The 25,839-nt window shown below is 70.7% G+C and carries 26 protein-coding genes, 3 tRNA genes and 2 pseudogenes; 10 read left to right on the forward strand and 21 right to left on the reverse strand.

The features are described 5' to 3' along the window. The 7 genes from ACGFK0_RS16585 to ACGFK0_RS16615 all read right to left on the reverse strand — a co-directional run bounded on the left by ACGFK0_RS16585 (position 1) and on the right by ACGFK0_RS16615 (position 3,932). A complete protein-coding gene (locus ACGFK0_RS16585) occupies positions 1-426 on the reverse strand; it encodes a MaoC/PaaZ C-terminal domain-containing protein (protein WP_392905578.1) in 426 nt (141 codons plus the stop codon). Beyond that, entirely contained in the window at positions 426-863 is a 438-nt protein-coding gene (locus ACGFK0_RS16590; RefSeq protein WP_392905580.1) for a MaoC family dehydratase N-terminal domain-containing protein, read from the reverse strand. The genes ACGFK0_RS16585 and ACGFK0_RS16590 overlap by 1 nt, the downstream gene beginning before the upstream one ends. A 278-nt stretch (positions 864-1,141) precedes the next feature. Beyond that, the gene (rpmG, locus tag ACGFK0_RS16595; protein WP_026404241.1) at positions 1,142-1,306 is read right to left on the reverse strand and encodes a 50S ribosomal protein L33; all 165 of its coding nucleotides are present in this window, start codon (positions 1,304-1,306) and stop codon (positions 1,142-1,144) included. A 116-nt stretch (positions 1,307-1,422) separates the two neighbouring features. Further along, positions 1,423-1,499: transfer RNA gene (locus tag ACGFK0_RS16600), tRNA-Met, on the reverse strand. Between the two features lie 325 nt (positions 1,500-1,824). Beyond that, positions 1,825-1,897 (reverse strand) — tRNA-Thr (locus ACGFK0_RS16605). A 135-nt stretch (positions 1,898-2,032) separates the two neighbouring features. Beyond that, a complete protein-coding gene (locus ACGFK0_RS16610) occupies positions 2,033-3,160 on the reverse strand; it encodes an acyl-CoA dehydrogenase family protein (protein ID WP_392905582.1) in 1,128 nt (375 codons plus the stop codon). 43 nt (positions 3,161-3,203) lie between these two features. Continuing rightward, complete coding sequence (locus ACGFK0_RS16615) at positions 3,204-3,932, reverse strand: hypothetical protein (protein WP_392905584.1); 729 nt, start codon at positions 3,930-3,932, stop codon at positions 3,204-3,206. A gap of 290 nt (positions 3,933-4,222) precedes the next feature. Between ACGFK0_RS16615 and ACGFK0_RS16620 the strand changes: the two genes are divergently transcribed. Genes ACGFK0_RS16620 through ACGFK0_RS16645 form a run of 6 tightly spaced genes read left to right on the forward strand, consistent with a single transcriptional unit; the run spans position 4,223 to position 9,920 of the window. After that, positions 4,223-5,059 carry an STAS domain-containing protein gene (locus ACGFK0_RS16620; protein ID WP_392905586.1) on the forward strand — a complete coding sequence of 279 codons (837 nt, stop codon included), beginning with the start codon at positions 4,223-4,225 and terminating at the stop codon, positions 5,057-5,059. Beyond that, entirely contained in the window at positions 5,059-5,421 is a 363-nt protein-coding gene (locus ACGFK0_RS16625; RefSeq protein WP_392905588.1) for an STAS domain-containing protein, read from the forward strand. The genes ACGFK0_RS16620 and ACGFK0_RS16625 overlap by 1 nt, the downstream gene beginning before the upstream one ends. Beyond that, entirely contained in the window at positions 5,418-5,828 is a 411-nt protein-coding gene (locus tag ACGFK0_RS16630; protein WP_392905591.1) for an ATP-binding protein, read from the forward strand. Before ACGFK0_RS16625 ends, ACGFK0_RS16630 begins: the two co-directional genes overlap by 4 nt. After that, complete coding sequence (locus ACGFK0_RS16635; protein WP_392905593.1) at positions 5,816-6,877, forward strand: ATP-binding protein; 1,062 nt, start codon at positions 5,816-5,818, stop codon at positions 6,875-6,877. Before ACGFK0_RS16630 ends, ACGFK0_RS16635 begins: the two co-directional genes overlap by 13 nt. 5 nt (positions 6,878-6,882) lie before the next feature. Further along, entirely contained in the window at positions 6,883-8,346 is a 1,464-nt protein-coding gene (locus ACGFK0_RS16640) for a sensor histidine kinase (RefSeq protein WP_392905595.1), read from the forward strand. Beyond that, on the forward strand, positions 8,343-9,920 hold the full coding sequence (locus ACGFK0_RS16645; RefSeq protein WP_392905597.1) for a SpoIIE family protein phosphatase: 1,578 nt from the start codon (positions 8,343-8,345) through the stop codon (positions 9,918-9,920). Before ACGFK0_RS16640 ends, ACGFK0_RS16645 begins: the two co-directional genes overlap by 4 nt. Positions 9,921-10,406: 486 nt before the next feature. Here ACGFK0_RS16645 and ACGFK0_RS16650 read toward each other — a convergent pair whose 3' ends face one another. Then, positions 10,407-11,036, reverse strand: coding sequence for a hypothetical protein (locus tag ACGFK0_RS16650; RefSeq protein ID WP_392905598.1), 630 nt, complete (start codon positions 11,034-11,036; stop codon positions 10,407-10,409). Between the two features lie 125 nt (positions 11,037-11,161). After that, the gene (locus tag ACGFK0_RS16655) at positions 11,162-11,632 is read right to left on the reverse strand and encodes a hypothetical protein (protein WP_392905602.1); all 471 of its coding nucleotides are present in this window, start codon (positions 11,630-11,632) and stop codon (positions 11,162-11,164) included. 471 nt (positions 11,633-12,103) lie between these two features. Here ACGFK0_RS16655 and ACGFK0_RS16660 point away from each other — a divergent pair, with 471 nt between their 5' ends. Together ACGFK0_RS16660 and ACGFK0_RS16665 are read left to right on the forward strand one after the other, a co-directional pair. Further along, entirely contained in the window at positions 12,104-12,976 is an 873-nt protein-coding gene (locus ACGFK0_RS16660; protein WP_392905604.1) for a hypothetical protein, read from the forward strand. Positions 12,977-13,068: 92 nt separating this feature from the next. Beyond that, positions 13,069-13,443 carry a hypothetical protein gene (locus ACGFK0_RS16665; RefSeq protein WP_392905607.1) on the forward strand — a complete coding sequence of 125 codons (375 nt, stop codon included), beginning with the start codon at positions 13,069-13,071 and terminating at the stop codon, positions 13,441-13,443. Between the two features lie 121 nt (positions 13,444-13,564). On the opposite strand, the gene ACGFK0_RS16670 is transcribed toward ACGFK0_RS16665, so the two are convergent. Beyond that, positions 13,565-13,646: transfer RNA gene (locus ACGFK0_RS16670), tRNA-Tyr, on the reverse strand. Between the two features lie 137 nt (positions 13,647-13,783). Here ACGFK0_RS16670 and ACGFK0_RS16675 point away from each other — a divergent pair. Then, a complete protein-coding gene (locus tag ACGFK0_RS16675) occupies positions 13,784-14,272 on the forward strand; it encodes a YajQ family cyclic di-GMP-binding protein (protein ID WP_392905610.1) in 489 nt (162 codons plus the stop codon). A gap of 131 nt (positions 14,273-14,403) precedes the next feature. Here the strand turns inward: ACGFK0_RS16675 and htpX are convergent, their stop codons facing one another. The 7 genes and pseudogenes from htpX to ACGFK0_RS16710 form a co-directional block, all read right to left on the reverse strand. Beyond that, positions 14,404-15,258, reverse strand: coding sequence for a zinc metalloprotease HtpX (gene htpX, locus ACGFK0_RS16680; RefSeq protein WP_392905613.1), 855 nt, complete (start codon positions 15,256-15,258; stop codon positions 14,404-14,406). Between the two features lie 65 nt (positions 15,259-15,323). Beyond that, positions 15,324-16,814 (reverse strand): NADH-quinone oxidoreductase subunit N, encoded by a 1,491-nt coding sequence (locus tag ACGFK0_RS16685; protein WP_392905616.1) that lies wholly within the window; start codon positions 16,812-16,814, stop codon positions 15,324-15,326. Continuing rightward, on the reverse strand, positions 16,814-18,313 hold the full coding sequence (locus tag ACGFK0_RS16690) for a NuoM family protein (RefSeq protein WP_392905978.1): 1,500 nt from the start codon (positions 18,311-18,313) through the stop codon (positions 16,814-16,816). The genes ACGFK0_RS16685 and ACGFK0_RS16690 overlap by 1 nt, the downstream gene beginning before the upstream one ends. A gap of 5 nt (positions 18,314-18,318) precedes the next feature. Further along, positions 18,319-20,241 carry an NADH-quinone oxidoreductase subunit L gene (locus tag ACGFK0_RS16695; RefSeq protein ID WP_392905618.1) on the reverse strand — a complete coding sequence of 641 codons (1,923 nt, stop codon included), beginning with the start codon at positions 20,239-20,241 and terminating at the stop codon, positions 18,319-18,321. A 98-nt stretch (positions 20,242-20,339) separates the two neighbouring features. Beyond that, a pseudogene (nuoK, locus tag ACGFK0_RS16700) lies at positions 20,340-20,636 on the reverse strand (NADH-quinone oxidoreductase subunit NuoK); the annotation flags it as partial. Further along, a complete protein-coding gene (locus tag ACGFK0_RS16705) occupies positions 20,636-21,205 on the reverse strand; it encodes an NADH-quinone oxidoreductase subunit J (RefSeq protein ID WP_392905621.1) in 570 nt (189 codons plus the stop codon). The gene ACGFK0_RS16705 and the pseudogene nuoK, both read right to left, overlap by 1 nt. After that, complete coding sequence (locus tag ACGFK0_RS16710; RefSeq protein WP_392905624.1) at positions 21,202-21,657, reverse strand: 4Fe-4S binding protein; 456 nt, start codon at positions 21,655-21,657, stop codon at positions 21,202-21,204. The genes ACGFK0_RS16705 and ACGFK0_RS16710 overlap by 4 nt, the downstream gene beginning before the upstream one ends. 216 nt (positions 21,658-21,873) lie before the next feature. Between ACGFK0_RS16710 and ACGFK0_RS16715 the strand changes: the two genes are divergently transcribed. Next, positions 21,874-22,761: a ComEA family DNA-binding protein gene (locus ACGFK0_RS16715; RefSeq protein WP_392905626.1), complete on the forward strand. Its 888-nt coding sequence runs from the start codon at positions 21,874-21,876 to the stop codon at positions 22,759-22,761. A gap of 7 nt (positions 22,762-22,768) precedes the next feature. On the opposite strand, the gene ACGFK0_RS16720 is transcribed toward ACGFK0_RS16715, so the two are convergent. From ACGFK0_RS16720 to ACGFK0_RS16735, 4 genes and pseudogenes are all read right to left on the reverse strand, one after another. Then, positions 22,769-23,722 (reverse strand): NADH-quinone oxidoreductase subunit H, encoded by a 954-nt coding sequence (locus ACGFK0_RS16720; protein WP_392905628.1) that lies wholly within the window; start codon positions 23,720-23,722, stop codon positions 22,769-22,771. Further along, the gene (locus ACGFK0_RS16725) at positions 23,715-24,374 is read right to left on the reverse strand and encodes an NADH-quinone oxidoreductase subunit C (RefSeq protein ID WP_392905630.1); all 660 of its coding nucleotides are present in this window, start codon (positions 24,372-24,374) and stop codon (positions 23,715-23,717) included. The genes ACGFK0_RS16720 and ACGFK0_RS16725 overlap by 8 nt, the downstream gene beginning before the upstream one ends. Before the next feature lie 515 nt (positions 24,375-24,889). Beyond that, a pseudogene (locus ACGFK0_RS16730) lies at positions 24,890-25,321 on the reverse strand (NADH-quinone oxidoreductase subunit B); the annotation flags it as partial. Between the two features lie 123 nt (positions 25,322-25,444). Then, on the reverse strand, positions 25,445-25,816 hold the full coding sequence (locus ACGFK0_RS16735) for an NADH-quinone oxidoreductase subunit A (RefSeq protein WP_392905632.1): 372 nt from the start codon (positions 25,814-25,816) through the stop codon (positions 25,445-25,447). Between the last annotated feature and the right edge of the window lie 23 nt (positions 25,817-25,839).

Genomic DNA, 25,839 nt, shown 5'->3' on the forward strand with positions numbered 1-25,839 from the left:
TCAGGCGAGCTTGACGACCGCCTTGGCGCGCGTGAGCACCTTCTGGTCGGCGGACTTGGCGGTGAGCGCGACGACGACCTTGTTGTCGTCGAGCTTCTCCTCCACCTTGCCGCTGATCTCCAGGGTCGCGCCGCCCACGTCGGGGACGACGACCGGTGAGGAGAACCGTACCCCGTAGTCCACCACGGCGCCCGGGTCGCCGACCCAGTCGGTGACGAACCGGCCGCCCTGCGCCATCGTGTACATGCCGTGCGCGATGACGTCCGGCAGGCCGACGGCCTTCGCGGTGGACTCGCGCCAGTGGATGGGGTTGAAGTCGCCGGACGCGCCCGCGTACATGACGAGGTTCGCGCGGTCGACCGCGTACGTCTGCACGGGGATCTCGGTGCCGACCTCGACGTCGGCGTAGTTCACCTTCGCGGTCATCAGGCCCCCCGCTCCACGATCGTGTTGTAGGTCTTGCAGATCAGTTCGCCCTCGATGGTCTTGACGTCCGTCTCGATGACCATCTTCTCGTTGTTGCCGATCGACTTGATCTCGGTGACCGTCGAGGTGCAGGCCACGACGTCGCCGGCGCGGATCGGGCGGGTGTACTCGAACCGCTGCTCGCCGTGCACGACCATCGCGTAGTTCAGCCCGAGGTCGGGGTCGGCGAGCGCGGGGTTGCCGAGGGAGACGACGATCGGGAAGGTCGGCGGCGCGATGATGTCGGGGTGCCCGGCCGCCTTCGCCGCCTCCTGGTCGCGGTAGACCGGGTTGCGGTCGCCGATCGCGTCCGCGAACTCGCGGATCTTCACCCGGCTGACCTCGTACGGCTCGGTGGGCGGGAAGCTCCGCCCGATGAAATCACGGTTGAGTGCCATGCAATCCCGTCCCTCCAGGTCGAACAGGGTGTCGGTGCCCGGGTGCCGCCTGGGCACCCGCCGGTTCCGTCTCGGACGGACGCTAACAGAACGACGTTCAGCCCGCCCTCGCGGGTCTCACTGGCGAGGACGGGCTGATCACGTTAGGGCAAGCGTGCGGAGAAGCAGCCGTTTCACGGGCCTCGGCGGCGCGCTCAACTGCGGGTTTCCCGGTGCGGACGGTGGGTCCTGGCCCCGTGCGGAAGCGCAGCGGGCAGTACTTCTCCGTCCGGGCGTTGCTAGCGGGTTTCCCGGTGCGGACGGTGGGTCCGGCAGTTGGGGCAGTACTTCTTGATCTCCAGGCGGTCCGGGTCGTTGCGCCGGTTCTTCCGCGTGATGTAGTTGCGGTGCTTGCACTCCTGGCAGGCCAGCGTGATCTTCGGCCGGACGTCGGTGGCAGCCACGATGGAGTGCCTTTCTGAGCTGGGGACATTGGACTTCGGACCTCGGCCGCCCGGGGAGGACGACCGGCGATTCGACCCAGCCTGCTCACCCCCGGTGCGGAGGTGAGAGACATGGGTGGTAGCGAGGGCCGGACTTGAACCGGCGACACAGCGATTATGAGCCGCTTGCTCTGCCTGACTGAGCTACCCCGCCGCGATGGTCGGTGTGGACCGGAATGCAAGGATACCGGATGCTCACCGAGCCCTGGAAACACGATAACCCGGATCATGATCGGGGAATCGGCTCCGAAGGCCCCGCCGGACCGTCCCCCAGGTCGACGGGTGCGCCGATGACCTGCGAAACGTCCTACTGGGACCGATGGGACGCTACCACAGCGCCCTGAATGGAGCGAATCAGATATCCGCCGCCGGCGCCCGGCCCGTGGTGGGCTTACCCGTGGTGGGCCAGCCCGTGGTGGGCGGGCCCGGCGACGACGAAGGCCGCCCCGGTCCTGCCGGGACGGCCTCTGAAACTGCTGAGCCCCTTTACGGAATCGAACCGTAGACCTTCTCCTTACCATGGAGACGCTCTGCCGACTGAGCTAAAGGGGCCTGCGTCGTTCGCGCAGTGAAACCATACACGGAGTCGGGGGCACTTGCGAACTCGTTAAGGCGCTGCGTTGTGGGCTTGGAGCGCGCCCGCCCGGTGTGGTGCGACCCACGCCGGGCGGACGGTTTCGTCGCTGGTCAGCGCAGTAGGTTGCGGGCGATGACGAGTTGCTGGATCTGGCTCGTGCCCTCGTAGATGCGGAACAGCCTGACGTCCCGGTAGAAGCGTTCGACGGCGACGCCGCGCATGTAGCCCATGCCGCCGTAGACCTGCACGGCACGGTCGGCGACGCGTCCGACCATTTCGGAGCAGAAGTACTTGGCGCAGGACGGTCCGAGCTTGGTGTCCTCGCCCGCGTCGTAGGCGCGGGCCGCCTCCAGGACCATCGAGCGTCCCGCGTACAACTCCGCCTGCGAGTCGGCGATGAGCCCTTGGATGAGCTGGTGTTCGCCGATGGTCTTGCCGCCCTGGCTGCGTTCCTTCGCGTACGCGACGGTCTCGTCCAGGATTCTCTGGGCGAGACCCACGCAGACGGCGGCGATGCTGACGCGCCCGTGGGCGAGGGACGCCATGGCGGTGCGGAAGCCGGTTCCCTCCGTCCCGACCATGTTGCCGGCGGGGACGCGCACGCCGTCGAAGAAGACCTCGGCGGTGTGGGCGCCGCGCTGGCCCATCTTGTGGTCGGACGGTCCGATCTTGAGGCCGCCGGCGCCCTTCTCGACGAGGAACGTGGAGATTCCCCGGGAGCCGGCGCCGCCCGTCCTGGCGAAGACCATGAAGACGTCGGCCTCGGGGGCGTTGGTGATGAACCGCTTCGCGCCGTTGATCACGTAGTCGTCGCCGTCGCGGGCCGCGGTCGTGGTGAGGGTGCTGGGATCGGAGCCGGCCTCGGCCTCGGTGAGCGCGAAGGCGCCGACGACCTCGCCGGACGCGAGCTTCGGCAGCCAGGTGTCGCGCTGCGCGTCCGTCCCGGCGTTGACGAGGACCTGCCCGGCGATGCCGTTGCTGGTGCCGAACATGGAGCGGAACGCGGGGCTGGCGTAGCCGATCTCGAAGACCAGCCGCACCTCCTCGCTCACCGAGAGCCCGAGGCCGCCGTACTGCTCGGGCAGCGCGTACCCGAACAGGCCCATGTCCCGGGACGTGCGCCGCAGCGCCTCCGGTATCTCGTCGGTCTCCTCGATCTCCTCCTCGCGGGGGATCACCTGGTCGCGGACGAAGCTGCGGACGGCCTTGAGCACGTCGGCGAAATCCTGAGACTCCATGCCCTCATTCTAGAATCAGATTCCAGGATGGCGCTGCGTCAAGTCAGAAGCGGACCAGTACCGCGGTGGCGTCGTCGTGGCGCTTGCCACGCGCCCCGGTCGCCGACGCCGACGCCTCCGCCTCCCTGGTCCTTCTCACCAGTTCCCGCGGACCCTCCTCGTCGAGCAGCCGGAGGAGGTCGCCCCACCCCATCCGCCCGAACCGCTCGACCAGCCTGGACGCGCCGTCGCTCAGCACCGCCGCCCGTGTGAGTCCCCTGACCGGCACCTCACCGGTCAGCCCCTCGTAGGCCGCCTCCGGTTTCGTGCTCGCCACCCAGAACCCGCCGGGGCTGTTGCGCGACTTCCGGACGCCCTCCAGCGTGTAGCTGGGAAGGTGATCGACGCGGTCGTCCCGGAAGACCCGCACCTCGCCCACGTCCATCACGATCGGCGAATCGGCCAGGACGAACCACTCCACCGCCTCGCCGCGGCGCCGCAGGAGGGACACCGTCGCGGACGGGCTGTCGGGGTTCTCCAGATCGCACGCCCCGGCGTGGGCCTCCCCCGTCACCTTGATCGCCTCCGCCACGAGGTCGGGCAGCGGCTTGCCGTTCTCCAGCGCCAGCAGTGCCGCGATCCCTCCGCCGAGCCTGCGCACCAGCCATGCCGGGTCGTGCCGGCACCCGCTGTCCACCCCCGCCGGCGCGGTCGCCCCGTCCAGCAGCACGACCCATCCGGGTCCCGCCGCCACGAAGTCCTCGTTCTCCCGCCCCGGGGTGGCCTCACTCACATAACTCACCTGCACAGATGCAGGTTTACCCCTGAATCGCCCAGCCGGTGAGCGATAGACCAAAACCTCACCCCGGTCCACATCGGAGCGCGCGACCTGGGAAGGAACAGGGGCAGGCCGCCGGCGAGGGACCACGGCGCCGGTGGACGTGATCGACTCGAGTGTGGGATCGGACGTCTCAGCTCGAGATCGCCGGTTAACGTTGCATCACGACATTCTCGACATCACGGAAAAAACGCCCGTACGACCACACACACCGGCGAACCCGGCACCAGATGGGAGCATTCACGATGAGCGGCGAGACAGGCGAGATGCTCCTCCCGGACCTGCTGCGCTCACGGCGCGACACCGTGCTCGACCGCTGGGTGCAGCTGGTCATCGAGGGGATACGCGGCCGCGTCACCGAGCGCGAGGTCCGAACGGAGCTGACCGAGCTGTACGGCCTGGTCGAGCGCACCTTCAGCGAGGACGACGACACCGCGGGCGGCGAACTGCGCGCGGCCCTCGCGGAGATCTCCCGCAGCCGGGCCCGCCAGGGCTTCAACCCCACCGAGACCGCGGTCGGCGTGTTCTCGCTCAAGCGGGCCGTCCACGAGCAGCTCGAAGCGTCGGGCGGGGACGGAGCCTACGCCGAGTTCATCGAGTTCTCCGGCTACATCGACGACCTGGGGCTGGCGACCTTCGAGGCGTACGCCAACGCACGCGAGCAGGTCATCACCGACCAGGCCGAGCAGCTGCTGGAGCTGTCCACGCCGGTGGTGAAGCTGTGGGACGGGATCCTCGGGGTACCGCTGGTCGGCACCCTGGACTCGGCCCGTACCCAGGTCGTCATGGAGACGTTGCTGCAGATGCTCGCCGACACGAGCTCGCGGTACGCCGTGATCGACATCACCGGGGTGGCGGCGGTCGACACCGAGGTCGCCCAGCACCTGCTGAAGACGGTGATGGCGGCACGGCTGATGGGCGCCGAGTGCATCATCTCGGGCATCCGGCCACAGATCGCGCACACGATCGCGGCGCTCGGCATCGAGTTCGGTGACATCGTCACCAAGGCGACCCTGGCCGACGCGCTCGGCCACGCGCTGCGGGGCAGCGGCCTGCGCGTCCTCAGCGGGACGGACGCGTGATGGATCAGGTGCCGATCCTCAAGCTCGGGCGGTTCCTGCTGGTGTCGATCCAGATCGACCTGGAGGATCAGACCGTCCTCAGGCTGCAGGAGGAGCTCGCCGAGGAGATCGTCCGGACCGGAGCCCGCGGTGTGATCATCGATATCTCCGCGGTCGACATCGTCGACTCGTACATAGGCCGGACGTTCTCCACCATCGCCTCGATGTCGCGGCTGATGGACGCCGCGACGGTAGTGGTCGGGATGCGTCCCGCCGTCGCGATCACGCTGGTGGAGCTGGGGCTGTCCCTGAACGGCGTCCGCACCGCCCTGGACCTGGACCAGGGGATGCGGCTGCTCGAGGCGTCGCTGGACGGCCGGTGACCACCCCGCCCGCCGGCGAGATCCCCATCGCCTCCAACGACGACGTGGTCCGCGTACGGCGGATGGTCCGCACGGCGGCCTCCGCGGCCGGGTTGTCCCTGGTCGACCAGACCAAGATCGTCACCGCGGCCAGTGAGCTGGCCCGCAACACGCTGGTGCACGGCGCGGGCGGCTCGGCACGCATCGAGCAGGCCGTCGGCCCCCGCGGCCAGACCGGTCTCCGCATCGTCTTCACCGACGAAGGGCCCGGCATCGCCGACATGGAACGGGCCATGACCGAGGGCTGGAGCACCGGGGACGGCCTGGGGCTCGGCCTGCCCGGCGCCCGCCGGCTCGCGGACGAGTTCGAACTGGAGTCCCGGCCCGGTGAGGGCACGACGGTGGTGTTGATCAAATGGATCCGCTGACCGCCGCCTGGACGGCCAGCCCCACCGCGGACGAGTCGCGGTGGTTCCGGGCGGAGGAGGACAGCGCCGCCGCCGGCGCGCGGCGGGAGATCACCGCGCTCGCCAGGCGGCTCGGGTTCGCCGGGGAACGGCTCGGCCAGGTCCAGCTCGCGGCCACGGAGGCCGCCACGAACCTCGTCAAGCACGCCGAGCGGGGCGAGATGCTGGTGCGGATCGTCCGGAGCGGGACGTCCGCCGCCCTGGAGATCGTCAGCATCGACCACGGCCCCGGCATCGCCGACCTGACCCGCTCGCGCCTCGGCGGGTACTCGACCACCGGGACGCTGGGCCTCGGGCTCGGTTCGATCGAGCGGCTCGCCGACAGCAGCGGCCTGTCTTCGCTGCCCGGGGTCGGGACCACGCTGTTCGCCCGGTTCCGGCAGCCGGACGCGGTCCGCGGGGCGGCCCGGCGGCCCGAGCCCGAGCCGGCGTTCGCCGGGCTGACCCGTCCGATGGACGGCGAGCGGGAGTGCGGCGATGCCTACGCGGCGACCGCGGCGGACGGCACCGTGTACGCGATGCTCTGCGACGGCCTCGGGCACGGCCCGCTGGCGGCACGCGCCGCGCAGGAGGCCGTGCGCGCGCTGCGCGACACCGCGCTGCCCGCGCGCCCCGCCGAGATACTCGGGCACGTCCACCACCGGCTGCGTCCGACCCGGGGCGCCGCCGTCGCCGTCGCGGTGATCGAACCGGACGCCGGCCGGGTGCGTTTCGCCGGCCTCGGCAACATCGCCGGGTGGATCCTCCAGCCGGACCGCCGGACCGGAATGATCTCGGTGCCCGGCATCGCCGGCACGCACACCCGCTTCCGGGAGCAGGTCTACGAACTGCCGCCGGGGGCGGCCGTGGTGATGCACTCCGACGGCCTGACCAGCCGGTGGGACGCCGCCGGCCTGTCCACCCTGGCCGGCCGCGACCCGATCCTGACCGCGGCGACCGTGCTCCGCGACGCCGGGGTGCGCCATGACGACCGCTGCGTGCTCGCGGTGACCACGTCCGAGGCGGGGTGAGCCCCGTGCGCGACGCCCTGGTGCACATCGAGATCGCCGACGTGGCGGGCGTCTTCGCCGTCCGGCAGGCCGGCCGCCAGGTCGCGGCGGCGCTGCACCTCGCCGCCCACGACCAGGTCAGGGTCGCCACCGCGCTCAGCGAACTCGCCCGGGAGCTGTTCACCCGTTTCGGCACGGTCTCGGCCGCGTTCCTGCTGGACCGGGACGGGAACCCCGACCTTGTGATCGAGTTCGGCTTCGCGCCGCCGCCCCCCGGCACGGACATCGGCGGGGAAGGCGTCTCCGCCGCCGCCCGTCTCATGGATCTGGTCGAGGAGGACGGCGGAGGAGACCTCTTCCACGTCCGGGCCCGCAAGAGCCTGCCGGCGACCTTCGCCGACATCACCGGCGCCGAACTGGAGGAGCTGCGGACCCGGCTCTGGCGGCTGCAACCCGTCACGGCGCTGGAGGAGCTGCACACGCAGAACGCCGGGCTGATCGAGGCGCTTGAGGAAGCCCGGCGGCAACGCGAGGAGCTCCGGTACCTCAACGCCGAGCTGGAGGAGACCAACCACGGTGTGATGGCGCTCTACGCGGAGCTTTCCGAGGAGCTGGACAAGACCAACCGCGGAGTCGTGGCGCTGTACGCGGATCTGGATGAGAAGAGCGACCAGCTCCGCGAGGCCGGCGAGACCAAGAACCGGTTCTGGGCGTCCATCAGCCACGAGCTGCGCACCCCCGTCAACTCGATCATCGGCCTCGCCCGGCTGCTGCTCGATCCGGCCGCGGAGCCCCTCAGCGAAGAGCAGCGGCGCCAGATCTCACTGATCGACGACACCGCCAAGACCCTGCTCGACATGGTGAACGAGCTGCTGGACATGGCCAAGGCCGAGCGGGGCCACCTGGAGCCGCAGCCGTCCACGGTGAACACGCGCGCACTGGTGGACCAGCTGTCCGCGCTCATGGCGCCCATGGCGGAACGGGCCGGCCCGACGCTGACCGTGGACACGGCCGGCGCCCCGCCCGTCCTGGTCACCGACGAGGTGTTGCTGACACGGCTGCTGCGCAACCTGGTGGGGAACGGGTTGAAGTTCACCGAGGCGGGCGAGGTGCGGCTGACCGTCCGGTCCACGCCGCACCATGTGGAGTTCGTCGTGACCGACACCGGCAGGGGCATCCCGACCGCCGAACTGGAACGGGTCTTCGAGGAGTTCTACCAGGTGCCCGGGTACAGGACAGAGGGGACGGGGCTCGGCCTCCCCTACTCCCGGCGCCTCGCGCGGCTGCTCGGCGGTGAGCTCACCCTGGACAGCATCGTCGGCGAAGGCACGACGGCCACGCTGCGGCTGCCGCTGGAACGCCTCCCGGCGGAACCCGGCCACGACGGCGAGGCCGATGGCGGACGCGGCGATGCCCCGCCCTCCGGGCCCGGGCCGGGCGGCCGCGGCGCCGAGCAGGAAAGGGAACCGCAGGCAGGGGAGGACCGATGACGGACGTGGAGCCTTGCACCACGCTGGTCGTCGACGACAACGACACCAAGCGGTACATCATCGGCAGCTGGCTGCGGCGTGCGGGGCACACCGTCGTGGACGCCACCACCGCCGCGGAGGCCTGGGAGCGGCTCGCCGAACACGACGTGAACCTGATCGTTCTGGACGTCAAGCTGCCGGACGTGAGCGGCATCGAGGTGAGCGCGCAGCTCAAGGCGGACCCGGAGACCTCGTCCCTGCCCGTCATCCAGATCTCGGCCTGGGCCGTGAAGTCCATCGACCGCACGCGCGGGCTGCGGCACGGCGCCGACGCCTACCTGACCGACCCGATCGACCCGGAGGAGTTCCTCGCGACGGTCGAGTCGGTCCTGCGCTACTCCCGGGCGCGGATACGGGCCGAGCGGATGGCCGAGCGGATGGCCGCGTTCACCCGCACGTCCCTCGCCATCAACGCCGCCGACACCTTCGAGGAGCTCACGATGGTCGCCGCGCGCGGCGCCTTCGAGATCTTCGGGGAGCCCGCGTCCGTTCTCGTTCTGCCCCCGGACGGCCGTCCCCGGCGGGCGGTCAACCTGGACGGCCGTACCGAGCAGCGCCCGACCCCGGCCGGGGTGTTCGACCAGCTGCCCGACCTGGTGCAACTCGGCGACGAGTCCGGAACCGGTCTCGCCCTCGTGACGGCGGGGCGGTGGAAGTCCGTGCTGCCCGACGCGGTCGCCCACGGTGACGTCGCCGTCGTGATGTCGCGTTCCAAACGCGCCGCCCCGCCGGTCTGCATCGGCATCGAGGCCCGCGGCGAGCCGGACGACGTGGACCTCATCGTGCTGCGCCAGCTCGGGCAGGCGCTCGCGCTGGCGATGGGTGCGCTGCGATCCATCACCGAGCAGCGCCTGATCTCGCTGACGCTGCAGCGCAGCCTGCTCCCGTCGGTGCACCCGTCCATTCCCGGCTGGACGTTCTCGGTCCGCTACGAGCCCGCCAGCGAGCAGGCCGAGGTGGGCGGCGACTTCTACGAGGTCCTCGACCGCGGCGACCACGTACTGGTCGCCATCGGCGACGTGCAGGGACATTCGCTGTACGCGGCCACGGTGATGGCGGAGATCCGGCACGCGCTGCGCGCCTTCGCCGGCGAAGGCCACGACGCCGTCACGATCCTCCGGCTCCTGAACGGCGTCATGCTGCGCTACCACGACGACCAGACCGCCACGATGTGCCTGATGACCCTGGACCCGCGCACCGGGGCCGTGCAGGTCGCCAGCTCAGGTCACCTCGCGCCGCTGTTCATCAACGACGGTCGGGCCCACTACGGCGCGGGCGGCGGGGTGCTGCTCGGCTTCCCCGCCGACCGGGTGGCGATCGAGGAGACCGAGGTTCCGCCGGGCGGCACGGTGGTGCTGATCACCGATGGGCTGATCGAGGACCGCGGCATCCCCCTGTCCGACAATCTGGAACGGCTGCGCGCCATCGCCGTCCCCGTCGACGACGACCTGGAGACGTTCAGCGACCGCCTCATCTCCGAGTTCGGCCACCGCGAGGACGACGTCGCCCTCATCGTCCTGCGCCGCTCCCCCTGAGCACGTCGATCCCGGCCTTCCCCGTCGCATGACGGGACGCGTCTCTATGGGTGCGCACGACGCCTGCGCGTCCAGGTTCGGACAGGCTGAGAGCTGTCCCAGCAGCGGCTGCGCTGGAAGCGCGGCGCTCTGGAGAACCTCCTGGACTACGGCTGGACGCCGATCACCCGCCCCTACTGGGGACGGCAACTGCTCTCGCCCGCGCCTTCTGGCAGGCGGCCTGGCGCAAAGAAAGGAAATGGTAGGTCGTCTACAACACCCCTCCCATCGGCGGCGTCGCCGCGGGCTTCGGCGGTGCGGCCGCGGCCTCGCCGTGGCTCGTGCTCCAGGCCGTCTGGATCGGCCTGGCCCTGTTCACCCTGGTCTCCGCCGGCCTGGCCGTGAAGCGCATCCTCCCCGCCCGCAGGGGCTGACACCCCTCCTGAACCGGCCCCTGACGGATTCAAACTCCTTCAGGGGCCGTTTCAAGAGCGGAAGGGGTGCGGGTCACCGCTCAGCGCGGCCGTCGAGGACCCAGGCGACGACCCTCGTCTCGGAATCCGCGGTGACCAGCGCGCGACCGTCGGGTGTGAATGCCGCCGCGAGCAGTTCCGCACTCTCCATGCCCGAGGGGAGGTCGCGGACGAGGATGTCGTCATTCGCGCCGAGGTGGGTCACGGTCGTCCCGGCGTGATCCAGCAGGGCAGCGCCCCTGATCGGGATGGTCGCCGCGAACACGATCTCACCCGTTGCGGCCTCGGCCACGACAAGACGTTCGGCGGGGGCTTCCACGGGCTCGGGTACCCAGGGGCTACCGCCCACCGCGGCGACCCGGCGGCCGTCGCCGCTGAACGTGACCGAGGTGAACAGGCCGCTGGGGCGGCCATCCTCCGATCGGCGCGGTTCCGGTGGGTTCCCCCAGGCGGCGTCGGATCCGGCGGACCAAACCTCGGCCATGTCGTCGGTCCGCCAGACGATCACCCTCATGTCGGTCGAGGCGGCGACCGCGTGAATGCCCGAGGGGAAGTCGGGCTGGTCATCGGTGTCGACCTCAGGACCCTCGTAGGCATCGGGATCATCCAGCCAGTCCGGGTCGACGTAGAGAACCTGGTGGTCGGGCACGTCGTCATCCGTCATGATCGTGATATTCGCGTAGTCCACGGGTCCGGCTCATGTATTCCGAAGGCCGGTTCGACGATGCGAAAGTTGCGTATTGCACCGGCCACATGCCATTTCTGCCTCTCCCCTGGTGAGACGTCAGATCAGGGGATCACGTCGGCCGTGATCGTTGTGGAGCCCTTGCGGCAGGTGGAGGCACGGCCGCTGGCGCTGGACTGTGCGGCGCTGTTGCTGGCACAGCGCCAGCCGCTGACGGTGGCCACACCCGCGGAGCCCTGCTTGGCCGTGCCCGGCGCGAAGTAGGCGCGGAAGACGGTCAGCACCGTCGCGCACGTCGTCCGGCCACTGAGAACACCGGCCGCGAGAAGCTCACCGTTGGCCGCCTTGACCTCTCCGCAATGCGTTCGCGGTCCGACCGTCTTCGGCCTGGTCCGTGCAGGCTTCGGTGAATCGGCGGAGACGGACGGCGCGGTGGCCGTCGGGGCGGGCGGAGCAGAGGACGCGGTGGCGGGAGCCGTCGGGGCGGACGAAGCGGGCGGAGCCGAGGACGAGGGGACGGCCTGGGGCTTCGCCTCGCCCTGGCACGCGGCCAGAGTGAGAGCCAGCACGGTCAAGGCTGCGACAGAATGTGGACGCACGAGAACTCCGGGGGCTGGATTCAAGATCGACAGATTTTTGCACGCGGGCGGAAGGCCGTGACGCTCCCCCATGCCTGATTCGCTCGGTCGGCCCCTTACGGCACAACTTCGTGAGCCCGCCGGTCGACGTCCGGGACGCCGCTCCTGGGCCTGCCGAACCGCCCAACGGTTCCGTGCGCATGCGGGGAGGTTCCCGCTTCGCGCTCGCCCAGCCGACTTCGCCAGAACGCCGTACCACCTCGATGCGAACCATCGGCGATCATGGACTTTTGACGCCCTGCCGAGGTCGTGACGTGTGGCGCTGGCAGATCGCGCAAGCCTCTGTGCGCTGCTGTTGCTGTACTTCTCTGCTGTACAGCACGGACTGCTGAGCTGGGCAGGGGCTGCATGGTGGGCGTTGCCCGAACCGCTTGCGGCGGTAACCGGGTCGCGGGAAACTCCATGGTTGTGACTGTGCCCCCGCCCTGGGTTGACGACCTGTTCCCGTTTCCCACGCCGCCCGCGCTCGCCAAGCTGGTCGACATCGCCTGGGAGCACGCCTTCATCGACGAAGACATGTACGACGAGGGCCTCCTGATAACCCACTACGACTTCATGTTCGACCTGGAAGCCGCTCCCGGCGCACCCGACGGCTGGAAAACCGCGGAAGTGCGACAGGACCACGTGCCGCATGTGCCCTTGTGGGCCACACCCGAGTTGATGCAGTTCGGCCACCTGGGCACCGGCACCTGCGTCGGATGGGTCGTGCCCGCCCCGGAACTGCACGGGACCGATCATCCCGTCGCCCTCTTCGGCCAGGAGCCCGGCGCGCGCATCATCGGCAGGGACACCCGCGCCGGTCTGGAGTGGATGCTCTCGCTCGGCCTCCGCAAACAGAACCTCCGAGACGACGACCGCTCCCTCATCGCCCGCCTCGCCGTCGAACTCGACATCCAACCCGCCCCGGAACACGGCATCAACCCAGACGGTTCCGACGCGGTCGTGCCCCTTGAATTCGAGGTCCCGGCCGGGTGGAAACACGAGCCCGACGTGAACGGGTCCGGAGTCGGCGTGCTGGCCCCCGCCGACGCGTTCACCGACCGCAGCTACGTGTACTCCGGCGGGGGGCTGGAAGAGATCCTCGCCCACGCCGACCGACTGCTGGACGCGGGATTCCCGGCAACCGCCCTGCTAGAGCTCACCGACGCGTTCCATGACGACCACGACCGGTTCGCCTACCTGCACCCCCTCTGGGCCCGCGCCTACCGAGACCTCGGCCGCCCGCAACTCGCGGCTCGACTCGAAACGATGCTCCCGATGTATCAACGTCTCCCACGCTGAAGACTTCGGTTAGCGGCTCCCGGTGGACGGACGGCGGCAAAGCGCGCGACAGGCAGCCTCCCAAGCATCGGGCGCCCGGCGAGACCCAGCCCGTGCCGATCCATCCGGAACTCGTCACGCTGCTGCGCCACCACATCAAGGAGTTCGGCATTCCGGCCGGGGGCCGGCTGTTCGTCGGGCCGCGCGGCGGGATCATGACCGACCGGACATACCTCGGCGCCTGGCAAGGCCCGCGAGAAGGCGCTGAGCGAGTGGGAAGCGGCCTCGCCGCCGGCAAGACGCCGTACGACCTCCGGCACGCGGCCGTGTCGACCTGCTTCGGCGCCGGCGTACCTCCGCCCAGGTGGCCGAGTGGGCGGGGCACAGCGTGGCCGTCCCTCCTCCACGTCTACGCCAAGTGCGTTGCCGGTCAGGAGGAGGATGCTAAGCGCCGGATCAGTGAAGCGACCAGGCCGAAGACGCCTTAGAACTTCGGCACGTATTCGGCACAGCCACCCGTAGGACGCCGTTAACGATCAGAGACAGCCGGACACAACGAGAACAGCCCCCGGCCGGGTCATGCCTGGTCAGGGGCTGTTATAGCTGGTGTGGCGGGTCCAGGATTCGAACCTGGGTAGGCTAAGCCGACGGATTTACAGTCCGCTCCCATTGGCCACTCGGGCAACCCGCCGTGGCGTCGCTTGCGCGACGGCACTGGAAAGAATAGCGGACCGTGGGAGTGGGTGTGACATCGAGGTGGACGGTCGTGATCGGGGGAGTCGCTACGCTCTCTGATCAAGAAGCTGCTGCTGAGGGGATGTGTGTGGCATGGCTGATTCCTCGTTCGACATCGTCAGCAAGCTCGACCGGCAAGAGGTCGACAACGCGCTGAACCAGGCCGCCAAGGAGGTGGCCAACCGGTTCGACTTCCGGAACGTGGACGCGGGGATCAAGTGGTCGGGTGAGTCGATCGAGATCCAGGCGAACACGGAGGAGCGGGCGAACGCGGTACTCGATGTGCTGAAGGACAAGCTCGTGAAGCGGGGGATCTCGCTGAAGGCGATCGACGCGGGTGAGCCGAAGCTGTCGGGGAAGGTGCACAAGCTGGGCGTGGGCCTCAAGGAGGGCATCGCCCAAGACGACGCGAAGAAGATCGGAAAGATCATCCGGGATGAGGGGCCAAAGGGTGTCAAGGCCCAGATCCAGGGGGACGAGCTGCGGGTCAGCTCGAAGAAGAAGGACGATCTCCAGGACGTGATCACGCTGCTCAAGGGCAAGGACCTTGATGTGGCGCTGCAGTTCGTCAACTACCGGTAGTCACGTTGGGAGCGCGCCGGCCCCATCCCCCGCAGAAGGGGCCGGCGCGTTCGGTGTTATGACGCGGCGGCTTCCGGAATGGTTCAGTCGGATTCGTCCAAGGTGCGAGCGAGGGTGGACAGGTCGGTGCTCTAGCGGCGGCCGGCCATGCGTTCCAGGCGGGCGATCCGGTCGGCGACCGGGGGGTGGGTGGAGAACAGCCTGCCGATTCCGGCGCCGGCGAACGGGTTGGCGATCATCAGGGAGCTGGTGGTGGCGAGTTCGGGGTCCTGGGGCAGCGGCATCGTGCGGGTGCCGACATCGATCTTGCGGAGGGCGGAGGCGAGGGCGAGCGGGTCGCCGGTGAGGAGGGCGCCGGCGGCGTCGGCGGAGTACTCGCGGGTGCGGCTGATCGCCATCTGCACGACGGCGGCGGCGACGGGGCCGAGGACGAGCAGCATGAGGGCGCCGAGGAGGCCGGGGCCGTCGTCGTCCTCGGAGCGGCCGCCCGGGATGAAGATCGCCAGGTAGGACAGGTACGTGATGACGGTGGCGATGGCGGCGGCGACGGACGAGATGAGAATGTCGCGGTTGTAGACGTGGGACAGTTCGTGGCCGAGGACGGCGCGTAGTTCCCGTTCGTCCAGCATCTGCAGGATGCCGCGGGTGCAGCAGACGGCGGCGTTGCGGGGGCTGCGTCCGGTGGCGAACGCGTTGGGCTGGCGCGTTTCGGAGACGTACAGGCGCGGCATGGGCTGGTGCGCCGAGGTCGCGAGTTCGCGGACGAGCCGGTAGAGCCGGGGTGCCTCGACCTCGCTGACCGGGTGGGCGCGCATGGAGCGCAGCGCGATCCGGTCGCTGAACACGTAGGCGACTCCGTTGGTGCCGAGCGCGATGACAAGCGCGATCGTCAGCCCGGTGCCGCCGCCGATGACGTAACCGGCGGCGAGCATCAATGCCGACAGCGTGGCGATCAGCGCTGCGGTCTTGACGCCGTTGAACTGCACTTCCGTTGCCTCCCCGTCGACTCCGGCATGAACATCAACGGTTTGACCTGGGTGAACGTTCCCGCTCAGGTGGCCTGAGTCACCGTCTGCAGGACGATCTGCGGGGCGGCCGACAGCACCAGGGCGCCGGCGGCGGTGGCGGTGATGGCGGCGCGGACGGGCAGGCCGGGCGCGGCGTCGTAGGACGGCCCGGGTGCGGGCGTGAACAGCCGCGCCGCCCACATGAGGTAGTAGTACAGGCCGATCACCGTGTTGATCGCCATGACGACGGCGAGCCAGGTGACGCCGCCCGCGACGGTGGCGCGGAACACGACGACCTTGGCGAACAGGCCCATGACGCCCGGGGGCAGGCCGGCGAGGCAGATGAGGAAGAAGGCGAGGGCGGTGGCGACGGCCGGGCTGCGGCGGGCGAGGCCGCGGTAGTCGTCGAGAGTGTCCCAGGACGGGCTGAGCCGGCCGGGGGCGCGGCGGCGGAAGCCGATCACGACGGCGAACGCGCCGAGGTTCATGACGGCGTAGAGGGCGACGTACGCGGTGGTCGCGGCGGCGGCTTCGGGGAGCCGGTTCGCGCCGACGGCGAGGGGCGCGAGCATGTACCCGGACTGGGCGACCGACGACCAGGCCAGCAACCGGATCGCGGTCCGCTGCCGGAGGGCGACGAGGTTGCCGAGCGTCATCGTGATCGCGGCCAGGACGGCGATGACCGGGCCCCACACGTGCCCGTACGCGGGGAGCCCGACGGCGAGGACGATGACCAGCCCGGCGAACCCGGCGGCCTTGGAGACGACGGACAGGAACGCCGCGACGGGCAGCGGGGAGCCCTGGTAGACGTCCGGTGCCCAGAAGTGGAACGGGACGGCGGCGACCTTGAACGCGAACCCGGCGAGGACGAGGACGGACCCGGCGGCGGCGACCGGGTCGAGGTCCGCGGGGAGGTCCGACAGGGCGGGGGCGATGCGGTCGAGGTGCATGGCGCCGGTCGCGCCGTACAGGAGGCTGACCCCGAACAGCATGAGCGCGGTGGAGACGACGGAGACGAGGAACAGTTTCAGCGCTGCCTCGGACGCCGTCCCGTCGTAGCGGCGCAGGGCGGTGAGCGCGAACACCGGCAGGGAGAGGGTCTCCAGCGCGACGACGAGGAGGACGAGGTCGCGGGCGGCGACGAGGGTCAGGGCGCCGATGACGGCGGCGAGCAGCAGGAAGTGGTACTCGCCGGCGGGCATCTCGGAGTCGGTGATCTCCTGGAGGGAGAGCAGGACGACGACCACGGCGGCGCCGAGGACGATCCCCTGGAACAGGAGCGTGAAGTCGTCGGCGACGTAGGAGCAGGAGGCGGGGCCGTCGCCGCGCAGGCGGTCCGGGAGGCAGAACGTGGTGCGGCGGTCGCCGGCGGCGAGCGCGATGACGGCGATGAGCGCGGCGGCGAGGGAGCCGCCGCTGAGCAGCCCCAGGAGGCGGCGGGGCGCGTCGAAGGCGTCGGCGAGCAGCAGCCCGATCGCGGCGATGGCGAGGATCAGCGGCGGTGCGACCGCCGCGTAGTCGATGCTCTGGATCATCAGCCGCCTCCGAACAGGGCGCGGACGGGTCCGGTGGTCACGTCCAGCAGGGTCTTCGGCCACAGGCCGACCAGGAGCGTGAGCGCGATCAGCGGCGCCCACGCGGCGTACTCCTGCAGGGAGACCGCCGCGGCAGGGCGGCGCGCCACGGCGGCGCCGTCGGCCGGGCCGTGGGTGATCTTCGAGAGCATGCGCAGGAAGTAGGCGGCGGTGAGCGCCGCGCCGAGCGCCGCGACGGCCATGAACGTGACGAACGTCTCGCGCGGCAGGCCGGCGTGCGGCCGGTACGCGCCGAGCAGCGCGAGCATCTCGCCCCAGAAGCCGGCGAGCCCCGGCAGCCCGAGCGAGGCGACGGACGCGAACGTGAGGATCGACGCGAGGCGGGGGGACGTGCCGAGCATCCCGCCGCCGAGGGCGTCCATGTCGGTGGTGCCCCAGCGTTCCTTGACCGCCCCGGCGAGGAAGAACAGCAGGCTGGTGATCAGGCCGTGGGCGATGTTGCCGAACAGCGCGGCGTTGACGCCGACGGGGGTGAGGGTCGCGATGCCGAGCAGCACGAAGCCCATGTGCCCGACGGACGAGTACGCGATCATCCGTTTGAGGTCGCGCTGGGCGAGGCAGGCGAGCGCGCCGTAGATGATGCCGATGACGGCGAGGAGGCCGAGCCACGGCGCCCAGAACTCCGCGCCTTCGGGGGCAAGCGGCAATGCCACGCGGATGAGGCCGTAGGTGCCCATCTTCAGCAGCACCCCGGCGAGCAGGACGGATCCGACGGTCGGGGCCTCGGTGTGCGCGTCGGGCAGCCAGGTGTGCAGCGGCCACATCGGTGCCTTCACCGCGAAACCGATGCCCATCAGGGCGAACGCCGTGATCTGGATGCCGCGCGTCAGGCCGGACCCGTGCCGGGCGGCCAGTTCGGTCATGTCGAGGGTGCCCGCGGTGGCGCCGACGAGGAGCATCCCGGCGAGGAGGAGCCCGGAGCCGAGCAGCGTGTAGAGGATGAACTTGTAGGCGGCGGCGCGGCGTCCCGTCCCGCCCCACAGCATGATCACCACGTACATGGGGATCAGGACGGTCTCGAAGAACACGAAGAACAGCACGAGGTCGAGGGCGGTGAACGTGCCGAGCATCCCGATTTCGAGGACGAGCAGGAGCGCGGTGAGCAGCCGGATCCGGCCGCCTTCCGGCGGGTGCCGCAGCGTGTAGAGGAAGCACAGGAACGTCAGCAGCGCGGTCAGCACGACCAGCGGCAGCGAGATCCCGTCGACGCCGAGGTGGAACCGCAGCCCGATCGCGGACGCCCATTCCCGGTCGGTTTCGAGCTGCATCCGGGACGTGGCGCCGAAGTCGAAGGCGGTCATCGCGGAGATCGCCACGAGCAGCGTCGCGCCGGACACCGCGGTCCCGAAGGCGCGGACTGCGAGGTCGGTGCGCAGGAACCGGTTCGCCGGGACGAGCATCGTCAGCGCCCCGAGCAGCGGGATCGCCATCATCAGCACGAAGATCAAAGGAAGATCACCACCCCGGCCACGATGACGACGACGCCGGCGAGGAGGCCGGTCAGGTACGACTGCGCGTTGCCGTTCTGCGGGACGCGGAGGATCCCGGCGAGGCGCCGCGCACCGCGTCCGGTCCCGATGACGGCGGCGTCCACGCCCGCCTTGTCGAACGCGACGACGTGACGCGCCAGCGCCTTGACGGGCCGGACGACGGCGATCGCGTACAGCTCGTCCACGAAGAAGGCGCGCGCGAACACGCGACGTGCCGGGCCGAGCGCGCGCGCAGGATCCAGTGCCGGGTCACGGTTCCACACCAGGAAGGCCACCCCCGCCCCGACCACCAGCAGCAAGACGCCCAGCAGCGACGCGCCCGGGTGCGGACGCAGTTCGGAGGCGCCGAGCCCGAAGAAGCCGAGGATCGCGGCTGGCACGGCCAGGGACGCGACCGTCCACGACATGAGACGCGACGGGTCCCGGATCTCGTAGGTGCCGCGCGGCTCGCCGAAGAAGGTCATCAACCACGTGCGCATCGCATAGGCCGCCGTCAGCGCGACCGTGACCAGCAGCCCGAGATAGACCAGCCACGCGATGCCGATGGGCACGTCGACGGTGTGGGCGGCGCTCGGCGCGGGGAAGGGGGCCGACTCGCCGCCGTGCAGCGCCGAATGCTGGGCGGCTTCGATGATGGAGTCCTTGCTGAACCAGCCGCTGAACGGCGGGACGCCCGCGAGCGCCGCCAGACCGGCCGTCATCGACAGGAACGTGATCGGCATGCCGCGCCGGAGCCCGCCGTAGTGCGCCAGCATGGTCGACCCCGCCGTCACGATGACGCATCCGGCGGCGAGGAACAGCAGCGCCTTGAACGCGCCGTGCGTGAGCAGGTGGAAGACCGCCGCGGACTTCGCGCCGACCGCGAGCCCGGCGGCCATCACGGCGAGCTGGCTGATCGTCGAGTATGCGAGCACGCGTTTCAGGTCGTCCTGGGCGAGCGCCGCGCACGCGGAGCCGATCATGGAGACGACCGCGATGACGCCGAGGACGGCGAGCGCGCTCGGGGCCGCGACGAACACCCCGTACAGGCGGGCGACGACGTACACGCCCGCCGCGACCATCGTGGCCGCGTGGATCAGCGCGCTGATCGGCGTGGGGCCCGCCATCGCGTCCGGCAGCCAGGTGTGCAGCGGGAACTGCGCGCTCTTGCCGGCGACGCCGGCGAGCAGCAGCAGCGCCGCCGCCGTGACGGTCGCGCCGGGCAGATCCGGCGCGGACGCGACGATCGCGGAGATGTCGAACGTCCCGGCGCCGGCGCCGAGGACGATCACGCCGATCAGGAAGCCGACGTCGCCGAGCCGCGTGACGAGGAACGCCTTGACCGCCGCCCGCGAGTTCGCCCGGTCCTCCCAGTGGTGGCCGATCAGGAAGTACGAGCAGATGCCCATGACCTCCCAGCCCGCGTACAGGACGAGAAGGTCGCCGGCGTAGACGACCAGCAGCATCGCGGCCGTGAAGAGGGAGATGAACGCGGCGTAGGAGGAGTACCGGCGGTCCCCGTCGCCATGGGCGCCGTCCATGTAGGCGATCGAGTACACCTGGACGGCGAGCGCCACGCAGCAGACCATGAGCGCGATGACGGCGGACAGCCCGTCCACCTGCAGCCCGACCCGGATCGGCACCGAACCGGTGTCGATCAGCGTGCGCATGCCCGTCCGCTCGCCGGGGTCGCGCCACACGGCGAACGCGACGATCGCCGAGAGGACGAACGACACCGCGATCGGCGCGCACGCGATGAGCGCGGGCCCGTTGCGGAGCGGCGCCGGCCGGGAGCCGGGGCGTGCGCCGAGCAGGCGCGTCAGGGACGGGCCGAACAGCATCCCGGCGAACGCGGCGAGGAACGGCAGCAGCGCCACCAGCGAGGCGAGCCAGATCACGGGGCGGCCTCCTCGACCGCCCCGGCCCGCTCCGCCTTGCCGGGCGCGGCTTCCTCAGGCGCGGCGCCAGGTTCGGCCGGGCTCGTTTCGCGCTCCGACAGGGCGCGGAGCCGGTCGACGTCGACGCTCTGCCGGTTCCGGAACACCAGCAGGACGATCGCCAGGCCCAGCCCGATCTCCGCCGCCGCGATCACGATGGTGAACAGCGTGAGGACCTGCCCGCCGTGCAGGCGGTCCCGGTACCAGACGTCGAACGTGACGAGGTTCAGGTTCACCGCGTTCAGCATCAGCTCGACCGACATCAGGACGAGGATCGCGTTGCGGCGGGCCAGCACCCCGTACACGCCGACGGAGAACAGCAGCGCGGCGACGATCGTCGGGTAGGCGAGATGCATCAGATCCCGTCCTCCTTGGCGTCCGCCTGGTCCGCCCCGTCCCGGTCCCGCGCCCCGGGCTCAGGACGTACGCGGATGTCCGAACGCGACAGGACGATCGCGCCGACCAGGGACGCCAGCAGCAGCACCGACAGGATCTCGAACGGCAGCACCCACGTCTGGAACACGCTCGCGCCGAGCGCCTCCGCCGATCCGCCGCCCTCGCGCAGCGGCATGCGCTCGTCGCCGAACCCCATGACCATCACCGTCACGAGGACGGCCGCGGTGGCGACGGCGACGGCCGCCGCGGCCCACCGGTTGCCGGAGTCCAGGTCGGCGGACTCCCCGATCGGCGCCCGGGTCAGCATGATCCCGAACAGCAGCAGCACGACGATCGCGCCGACGTAGATCAGCACCTGCACCCAGGCGACGAACTCCGCGGTGAGGACCAGGTAGCCGCCGGCGAGCGCACCGAACGACACCACCAGCCACAGCGCCGCGTGGACGAGCCGCCGCGTCGTCACCACCAGGACCGCGGACCCGACGGCGACGACGCCGAGCAGCGTGAACACGATCTCCTGGCCGCTCATGCGCCCGGCCCCGGCGGTGTGCGCGAGGTGCGGGCCGCCCGCTCCGCCGCCTTCTCCGCCGCGCCCACTTCCTTCGGCGGCTCCGCGGACGGGTCGTGGGCCTGCGGCGGCGGAACCGTCCACATCCACTCCCGGAGCCGCTCCTTTTCGTGCGTCAGTTCCGCGATGTCGTACTCGGCGTACTCGAACTCGGGCGTCCAGAACAGCGCGTCGAACGGGCAGACCTCGATGCAGATGCCGCAGTACATGCACAGCGCGAAATCGATGGCGAACCGGTCGAGGACGTTGCGGGTCCGGGGGCGTCCGCCGCCCTCGGCAGGGAGGGTCTCCTTGTGCGAGTCGATGTAGATGCACCAGTCGGGGCATTCACGGGCGCACAGCATGCAGACCGTGCAGTTCTCCTCGAAGAGCGCGATGACGCCCCTGCTGCGCGGGGGCAGGTCAGGTTGCACTTCGGGGTATTGACGCGTTATGGAACGCCGCGTCATCGTTCGCAACGTGACCGCCAGCCCCTTGGCCAGCCCGCCTCCTGGTAGCCGTCCCACGCGCCCCATGATTGCGTACGAACGCCGCCGGGGGAACGCAGCGGGCTCCGTATCCGTCCTACAGGGTGTGGACCGCGAGGTCGGCGGCATGGTCGACGGCACGTTCGCCGGCAAGGAGGGCATGTGAATCATCACGGTGATCGCCCTTACGGTTCCGAGCCCGGCCGCCATCAGGGCCCCCAGACCGGCCACCCGGCGGGCGGCGGCACGTCCGGCGGGAACGGGCCCGGCGCCTACCCGCCCGGTGTCCAGGCGCCCGGCCCCCACACGCCCTCACCGCGGACGTACGGGCCGCCCGGCTGGCGCCCCGCGTACCCCGGTCCCCCGGTTCCGCCCGTCCCCGCCCCGCCGCCGCCCGTCCCGCCGCCGCCCCTCCCTGTGGCGGAGACAACACGCGGCGTCCTGTGGGCGGTCGTGCCGTTCGTCACCCTCGGCTACGGGACGCCGTTCTCGTTCCTCTACGCGGCCATCCGGCGCGGGTCATGGGGCCTCGGCGCCACCGCCGCCGGATACGGCGCTGGCACCGCCGCCGTCGTGTCCATGCTGCAGGTCGGCAACCCGGTCTTCGCCGTTCTCGGCACGTTCATGGCGATCTTGCTGTGGATCGCGGGCACCGGGCACGCGTTCGCCGTCCGGTCGTCCGTGTTCCCCCGCGAGGTCCCGCGCAACCGCCGCAACCAGTACGCCATCGAGGTCGCCAAGTACCGGCGGACGCTGCGCGAGGAGGCCCGCACGCTCGCCGCCGAGGACCCGGCGCTCGCCCGCGAGTTGCGCATCGGCCGTCCCGACGTGCCCCGCACCTATGACGACGGCGGTCTCGTGGACGTCAACCACGCGTCGCCGGAGATCCTCGCCGCACTGCCCGGCATGACGCCCGCGATGGTGGAGCGCGTCGTCAGCCGCCGCGGCGAGCAGGGCGGCTTCATGTCCGCCGAGGAGATGGCGGTGGACGCCGACATCCCGCCGGACGCCCTCCCGCAGATGGCCGAATACACGATCTTCCTGACCTGACGCCGTCCTACAGCGCGACCTTGAGGACGCCCGTCAGCGCGAGCTGCGCCAGCGACAGCGGGACGAGCCAGGCCCAGGCGAGCTTCTGCAGCTGGTCCTCGCGCATCCGCGGGTAGCTGACCCGCAGCCAGATGACGCAGAACGCCAGTGCGCCCACCTTGAGCAGCGTCCAGAGCCAGCCCAGCTCCGTGTCGAGGAACGGGCCCTTCCAGCCGCCCAGGAACAGCACGGTCGTCAGCGCGCACAGCACCACGATCCCGGCGTACTCGGCCAGGAGGAACAGCGCGAACCGCAGCCCGCCGTACTCCGTGTACGGGCCGAAGATGATCTCGGAGTCGGCGACCGGCATGTCGAAGGGCGGACGGCGCAGTTCGGCGAGTCCCGCGACGAAGAACACCACGCCGCCGACCGCCTGCCAGGGCAGCCACCACCAGCGCCACTCCTCCGCGATGCCCGTCAGCGACAGCGTTCCCGCCGCCATCGCCACCGACGACGCCGCGAACACCATCGGCAGCTCGTAGGACATCAGCTGCGCGGCGACCCGCATCCCGCCGAGCAGCGAGTACTTGTTCGCGCTCGCCCAGCCCGCCATGATCGCGCCGATCACTCCGACGCCCATCACCGCGAGCGCGAAGAAGATCCCGGGCCCGAGGTCGAGCGCGACCTGCCCGTCCGGCCCGACCGGGATCACCAGCAGGACCAGCAGGTACGGGACGAGCGCCACGCCGGGGGCGAGCTTGAACACCCACCGGTCGGCGTCGCGCGGGACCACGTCCTCCTTCTGCGCGAACTTCACGCCGTCCGCGACGAGCTGCGCCCAACCGTGGAAGGCGCCCGCGTACATGGGTCCGAGACGGCCCTGCATGTGCGCCATCACCTTGTGCTCGGCCTGGCCCACCAGCAGCGGGAGCAGCGCGAACGCGGCGGCGACCAGCGCCAGCTTGACGACGATCTCAAGCATCGGGGCCCCGCCCTTCCGGGGGGCGCCGCCCAGGCCCCCGTGAGGGGCCGCTTGGGCGCTCCTCGCTCCCCCGGCGCTCCGCCGCGGCCGCCCAAGCGCCCTCGTCCGGTACCCCGGGCGGGCGGACGCGGCGGCGGCTGGGCGCGCCGTGGCCCGACTCGCCCGGTTCCTTGGCGCCCGGCCAGGGCTTCGCGACGCGGGAGGCGAGCACGAAGTCCTTGCGGAGCGGATGCCCCTCGAACCCGTCCGGCAGCAGCAGCGGAACCAGGTTCGGGTGGCCCTCGAAGAGGATGCCGAACATCTCCGACGTTTCCCGCTCGTGCCACTCGGCTCCCCGGTACACGCCCGTGGCCGTCGCCAGGACGGGGGCCCGCCTCGGGACGCGGGTGCGGACCAGCAGGTGGTGGCGGCGTTCCAGGGAGTACACGTGGACGACGACGGCGAAGCCCTCGTCCAGTTCGTCCACGCCGGTCAGCCAGTCGAAGTACCCGCAGGACAGCTCGTCGCGCGCGAACGTCAGCGCGTCCACCCAGTGCTCCGGCGGCACTCCGACGGCGAGGCCGCCGAACGTCTCCTCGGTGCTGATCTCGTCGCCGTAGCGGGCCGTCCAGGCGTCCGCCAGTTCCCGGCCGCCCGCCGGTTCACCGCTCACCGGTCGCGTCCGATCTCGTCGTCGTGCCCGTCGTCGGTCAGACCCGGGATGATCGACGGATCGTGGTCGCCTCGCCGACGCCCGCGGGACGGTGCGGGGTCCTCGGGCGCGGGGTCCTCGTGTGCGAGCTCGTCGCCGACGGCCGGCGCGGGGCGCGTGGCGTCGTCGTCGCCGGCCGTCGGGACGGGGCGCGTGGGCTCCTCGTCCTCGACGGCCGGGACCGGCAGCGTCACATCGTCGGCCGCATGGACGACGGGCGGCTCCCCGACCACCGGGACGGGACGCGTCTCGTCCTCCGGCCCCGCCTCGTGAACCGTCCCGGCGGCCGCGGCGTCCTCCTCGGGACGGCCGTCCTCGTCCGCCGGGTCCATCCAGTCGTCGAGCATCTCGTCCTCGTCCAGCGGGGGCGGCGGCTGGAGGGGGCGGCGCAGGACCGTCGCCGTCAGCGGGCGCGGCGGGGGCGGCGGCGTCAGCGGCTCCGCGCCGCTGTAGCGCTCACCGAGCGACTCGGCGGCGATCTTCTCCTGCAGGTGGACGATGCCGTGCAGCAGCGCCTCGGGACGGGGCGGGCAGCCGGGGACGTAGACGTCCACCGGGATGATCTGGTCGACGCCCTTCGTCACGCAGTAGGAGTCCCAGTACGGCCCGCCGCAGTTGGAGCAGGCACCGAACGAGATGACGTACTTCGGCTCGGGCATCTGCTCGTACAGGCGGCGCACCGCGGGCGCCATCTTGTCGCTGACCGTGCCCGAGACGACCATGAGGTCGGCCTGCCGGGGGCCGGGCGCGAACGGGATGACGCCGAGCCGCATGAAGTCGTGCCGGGCCATCGACGTCGCGATGAACTCGATGGCGCAGCAGGCCAGGCCGAAGTTGAAGACCCACAGCGAGTAGCGGCGGCCCCAGTTGAGCACGAACTTGATCGGCTTGGGAGCGAGCCGCGACAGCGGCCCGACGCTCGGCGGCGGTAGATCGATAGTGCCCACGGGAGCATTGTTACAGCCCCGCGGGATCTGGCCAGGGGCCCGGCCGCGCGATCGGGCCCGGTTCCGCCCCCGGACCCGGGACGGTCAGACCCAGGACAGGACGCCCTTCTTGCCCGCGTACGCGAGCCCGGTCGCGAGGAACGCCAGGAAGACGAACATCTCGCCGAGCGTCGTGGCACCATAACCGGGGGCGGAGAAGATCGTTGCCCAGGGGAACAGGAATACGGCGTCCACGGCGAACACGACATAGAGGTAGGCGAAGACGTAGTAGCGCACGTGCGAGTGCGCCCAGCCCTCACCGACGGGGTCGACGCCGCACTCGTAGGTGGTCAGTTTCTCTGCGGTGGGGCGGTTCGGACGAAGCATCCGGTTGGCGGCGAGCCCACCGCCGACGATCCCGGCACCCACGAGGAGCAGTACGACCACGACGACGTATGTGTCGAAATAGTTATGCACCAAATCCTCCTCGCGCGCGTCTC

This window comes from Spirillospora sp. NPDC048823, assembly GCF_043198445.1.
GTDB lineage: Bacteria > Actinomycetota > Actinomycetes > Streptosporangiales > Streptosporangiaceae > Spirillospora.

Coding starts and splice junctions, on each gene's coding strand:
- ACGFK0_RS16585 (WP_392905578.1), bottom strand. CDS start 426: ATGACCGCGAAGGTGAACTACGCCGACGTCGAGGTCGGCACCGAGATC.
- ACGFK0_RS16590 (WP_392905580.1), bottom strand. CDS start 863: ATGGCACTCAACCGTGATTTCATCGGGCGGAGCTTCCCGCCCACCGAG.
- ACGFK0_RS16610 (WP_392905582.1), bottom strand. CDS start 3,160: ATGGAGTCTCAGGATTTCGCCGACGTGCTCAAGGCCGTCCGCAGCTTC.
- ACGFK0_RS16620 (WP_392905586.1), top strand. CDS start 4,223: ATGAGCGGCGAGACAGGCGAGATGCTCCTCCCGGACCTGCTGCGCTCA.
- ACGFK0_RS16625 (WP_392905588.1), top strand. CDS start 5,059: ATGGATCAGGTGCCGATCCTCAAGCTCGGGCGGTTCCTGCTGGTGTCG.
- ACGFK0_RS16635 (WP_392905593.1), top strand. CDS start 5,816: ATGGATCCGCTGACCGCCGCCTGGACGGCCAGCCCCACCGCGGACGAG.
- ACGFK0_RS16645 (WP_392905597.1), top strand. CDS start 8,343: ATGACGGACGTGGAGCCTTGCACCACGCTGGTCGTCGACGACAACGAC.
- ACGFK0_RS16650 (WP_392905598.1), bottom strand. CDS start 11,036: ATGACGGATGACGACGTGCCCGACCACCAGGTTCTCTACGTCGACCCG.
- ACGFK0_RS16675 (WP_392905610.1), top strand. CDS start 13,784: ATGGCTGATTCCTCGTTCGACATCGTCAGCAAGCTCGACCGGCAAGAG.
- ACGFK0_RS16685 (WP_392905616.1), bottom strand. CDS start 16,814: ATGATCCAGAGCATCGACTACGCGGCGGTCGCACCGCCGCTGATCCTC.
- ACGFK0_RS16705 (WP_392905621.1), bottom strand. CDS start 21,205: ATGAGCGGCCAGGAGATCGTGTTCACGCTGCTCGGCGTCGTCGCCGTC.
- ACGFK0_RS16720 (WP_392905628.1), bottom strand. CDS start 23,722: ATGCTTGAGATCGTCGTCAAGCTGGCGCTGGTCGCCGCCGCGTTCGCG.